Annotated in this window: 4 protein-coding genes; 2 read left to right on the top strand and 2 right to left on the bottom strand. The window is 66.9% G+C overall.

Translation table 11 applies throughout. From position 1 onward, the window contains the following. On the top strand, window positions 1-267 hold a 267-nt coding region (locus QZ269_RS12445; RefSeq protein WP_291427025.1), incomplete at its 5' end, for a hypothetical protein. Between the two features lie 91 nt (window positions 268-358). On the opposite strand, the gene QZ269_RS12440 is transcribed toward QZ269_RS12445, so the two are convergent. Both QZ269_RS12440 and QZ269_RS12435 read right to left on the bottom strand, forming a co-directional pair. Continuing rightward, a complete protein-coding gene (locus QZ269_RS12440; RefSeq protein ID WP_291427024.1) occupies window positions 359-1,930 on the bottom strand; it encodes an NAD(P)/FAD-dependent oxidoreductase in 1,572 nt (523 codons plus the stop codon). Next, window positions 1,927-2,889 carry an SDR family NAD(P)-dependent oxidoreductase gene (locus tag QZ269_RS12435; RefSeq protein WP_291427023.1) on the bottom strand — a complete coding sequence of 321 codons (963 nt, stop codon included), beginning with the start codon at window positions 2,887-2,889 and terminating at the stop codon, window positions 1,927-1,929. The genes QZ269_RS12440 and QZ269_RS12435 overlap by 4 nt, the downstream gene beginning before the upstream one ends. A gap of 207 nt (window positions 2,890-3,096) precedes the next feature. On the opposite strand from QZ269_RS12435, the gene QZ269_RS12430 reads away from it, so the two are divergent. Continuing rightward, window positions 3,097-3,485 (top strand): TetR/AcrR family transcriptional regulator (locus tag QZ269_RS12430; RefSeq protein ID WP_291427022.1); only part of this gene is annotated, 389 nt, incomplete at its 3' end.

Here is a 3,485-nt window from a genome sequence, read left to right as displayed (position 1 = left end):
GAGCCGCGCGTGCGCTTCGTGCAAATCGGATCCATGAGCGGCGCGGACATCAGCCTGAACGCCTCGACGCTGCGCAGCTCGGGCGTGGAACTGCTGGGCAGTGGCCTGGGCAGCGTGTCCAACCGGGAACTGGTCAGGGCGATTGGCGAGATGCTGGAAGCTGCCGCAGCCCACGGCTGGACGACCCCGCTGGATACTCGCCCGCTGGCCGAGGTGGAGACGGCCTGGAACGCGGCAGGCAGCGACCGGCTGGTGCTGGTGAATTGAGGTAAATTTCAGGCGAGCCGAAGAAAAACTGAGCGAAAAAAGAAGGGTTGAATATGAGGGAGGGTCGTTCAGTTGCTCTGCCCCTACCCCCTTACCCCCGCGCCGCCGTAAACCGCAGCGTGCCGTCGTTCAGCGGGCTGTACTCGATGGCGGCCTTGTCCTGAAGGTAATTCTGGTAGACCTGCCAGGGCTGCTTCGACCCCTGCTTGGGCAGCAGGGCGGAGGCGCGGGTCACGTACCCGGAGCTGAAGTTCAGCAGCGGGCGTTCCTCCACCGAAGGGTCGGCCTGGGGCACCACCATGCCGAGGCGCTGGCGCTCCATGTGGTTCAGCAAGCGGCACACGTACCCCTGGGTCAGTTCGGCTTTCAGCGTCCAGGCGGCGTTGGTGTACCCGAAGGCGTAGGCGCAGTTGGGCAGCCCGCTGAGCATCATGCCCTTGTAGACCAGGGCGCGGGCGGGGTCGAAGGGCTGGCCGTCCACGCTGAAGCCGATGTCGCCCAGCACGTTCATTTTCAGTCCGGTGGCGGTCACGATCAGGTCGGCCTTCAGCTCCTGCCCGCTGCCCAGGCGAATGCCGCCCGGCGTGAAGCGGGCAATGGTGTCCGTGACCACCGACGCTTTGCCTTCCCGCATGGCGGTAAACAGGTCGCCGTCGGGCACCGCGCACACCCGCTGATCCCAGGGGCGGTAGTCCGGCGTGAAGTGCCGCGCCTCGAACCCTTCCCCGACGTGCTGCCCGGCGACTTTGAGCAGTTCCTGGCTGAACACCTGCGGGAGCTGCCGCGCCACCCCGAACTGAAGCATGTTCACCAGGATGTTGCGCCAGCGAATCAAGCGGTGTGCCGCCTGGGCGGGCAGGGCGCGGCGAATCTTGAGGGCGGTCTGGTCTATCAGCGGCTGCACCGCTATGTACGAGGGCGAGCGCTGAAGCATGGTGACGTGCGCCGCCGCCTGCGCCAGGGCCGGAACCAGCGTCACGGCGGTGGCCCCGCTGCCGATGACCACTATGCGCTGGCCCGCGTAGTCGAGGTTTTCCGGCCAGAACTGCGGGTGGACGATCTCCCCCCGGAAGGTGTCCTCGCCGGGAAAGCTGGGGCGGTGGCCTTCGGCGTAGCTGTAGTAGCCGCTGCACAGGAACAGGAACTTGGTCTGGAGGGTCACGCGTTCCCCATCTTCACGTTCCGCCGTCACCGTCCAGAGTTGCCGCTCCGACGACCACTCGGCCCGCCTGACCCGGTGGCCGAAGCGGATATGCGGCGTGATGCCAGCCTCGTCGGCGGCGTCCTGGATGTACTGGCGGATGTCGGGGCCGTCGGCGATGGATTTGTCGCCCGTCCAGGGCTTGAAGCTGTAGCCCAGCGTGTACACGTCCGAATCCGAGCGCACGCCGGGATAGCGGAACAGATCCCAGGTGCCGCCGATGGCCCCTCGAGCTTCCAGCAGCGCAAAACTCTTGCCGGGGCACTCGGCCAGCAGGTGCCGCGCCGCGCCGATGCCCGAAAGCCCCGCGCCGATAATCAGCACGTCCAGCGGGGCCGCCGGGTCATGTGGTTGCTCAGGAAGGCGGGCCGTGGCGAGCCTTGCGCGGCGCTGGTTCTTTTTCGCGGCCTGCACCGAGAGGGCAGCGAAGGCCAGCGGCAAGAGGATGTGGCGGCGCTTCATAGGTCATGCCTCGCTTCATTCGCAGGGGTCTGCCCGGTGGTGCGGGCGGTGGCGGCGGGGTCACTCCAGCCGGTGGGGGAGGAGAGGCGCACGGCGCGGCGGATGCCTTCGTCGGTAAAGCCCAGTCGCTCGGCCACCGGACGCAGCACGCCCGGCGCGAGGCCCGCCACCGCGAGGTGACGCGGCACCGTGGTCACTTCGGCGCGGCGCTCGATGCACTCCACCGCTTCCAGTACCACGGTTTCTATCGGCACCATTTTCCAGAGTGGGCCCTTGTTGCCGCCCCACACGGCCTTTCCGGCGGGGTCGTTTAACGTGTCTTCCATCAGCCGGGTCGGGAAAAAGGTGGGGTGCAGGCTGCCCACGCCCACCCCGTCCGGTCGCAGTTCCAGCCGGATGCTGTCGCACATGGCCCACACGCCCGCCTTGGAAGCGCTGTAGGCGGCCTGCAGCGGCGAATGAATGAACGCCCCCATAGACGACACCGCCAGCAGGTAGCCCCGGCGCGGCTTGACATAGGGCAGCGCCGCGCTGAAGGTGCGCCACACACCATTCAGGTTGATGTCGATGACGCGGGCAAAGGCTTCCGGCGTGAAGGTTTCCAGCGGCCCGAACGCCTGAATACCTGCGCCCGCCACCACCACGTCGATGACGCCGAAATGGGCATTCGCCTCGGCCATCACCTCGGCCAGCCGTTCAGCGTCGCGCACGTCGGCGGCCCAGCCCCGCGCTTGCCTCTCATCGCCCAGCGCGGCGGCCTGCGCCTGCACCGCGTCCCCATCGAGGTCGAGCAGCGCCAGCCGCGCTCCCTTTCTGCTGAGTGCCCGGGCCAGCAGCCGGCCCAGGCCGCCGTTCGCCCCCGTGATGACCATCACCCGCCCGCGTAAGTCGTACCTGTCCACGTCGCCCCCCTTACCGTGCCGGAAAAGGGGGCCGAGGGGACGGATGCCCTCCAGCACGATTTTCCCAGCACTGGAACCCAGAACTGAAACTGCTTGATTTCAGATGTAGGGGCAGCTTGACATGTGACATGGACGCTTGTCAAACTGCGCCAGAGCTGGGACGGGGTGGGGGCAGGTAACTCGGAACCTCGTCGAGAAGTCGAGGCGTCGAGAGGTCGAGAAAATGATGTCCTGGACGCCTCGACTTCTCGATCCCTTGCCCCTATGTCAGAGCCACTCAAGCGCTTCTTCAACCCCATCACCCATCCCAGGAGTCCCACCTTGACCCAGGCCGAAACCACATCAGGCAGACCCTACCAGGGCAGAACGGCCCAGGAGCGCCGCGCAGAGCGCCGGGAGCGCCTGATTCGGGCGGCCATCAGGCTGTACGGCACGCGGGGGTTTCGTGCGACGACCATTAAGGACGTGTGTGACGAGGCAGGGGTCACGCAGCGTTACTTTTACGAGGCGTTTGCCAGCGCCGAGGAACTGCTGTGCGCGGCCACCGGGGAAGTCACCACCGCTATCCGCAGCGAGGTACTGAGCGCCGCCCAGGACGCGCCGGGCCATTACGAGGGCTTGCACGGCGCAGCGTTGGCCTACTTTTCCCATAT

It is taken from the genome of Deinococcus sp. (genome assembly GCF_018260405.1).
Classification (GTDB): domain Bacteria; phylum Deinococcota; class Deinococci; order Deinococcales; family Deinococcaceae; genus Deinococcus.
This window is presented reverse-complemented; position numbering and strand designations above follow the sequence as displayed.

Bases quoted from the DNA above. Each gene is read 5' to 3' on its own strand.
- QZ269_RS12440 (WP_291427024.1), bottom strand. From the start codon at position 1,930: ATGAAGCGCCGCCACATCCTCTTGCCGCTGGCCTTCGCTGCCCTCTCG.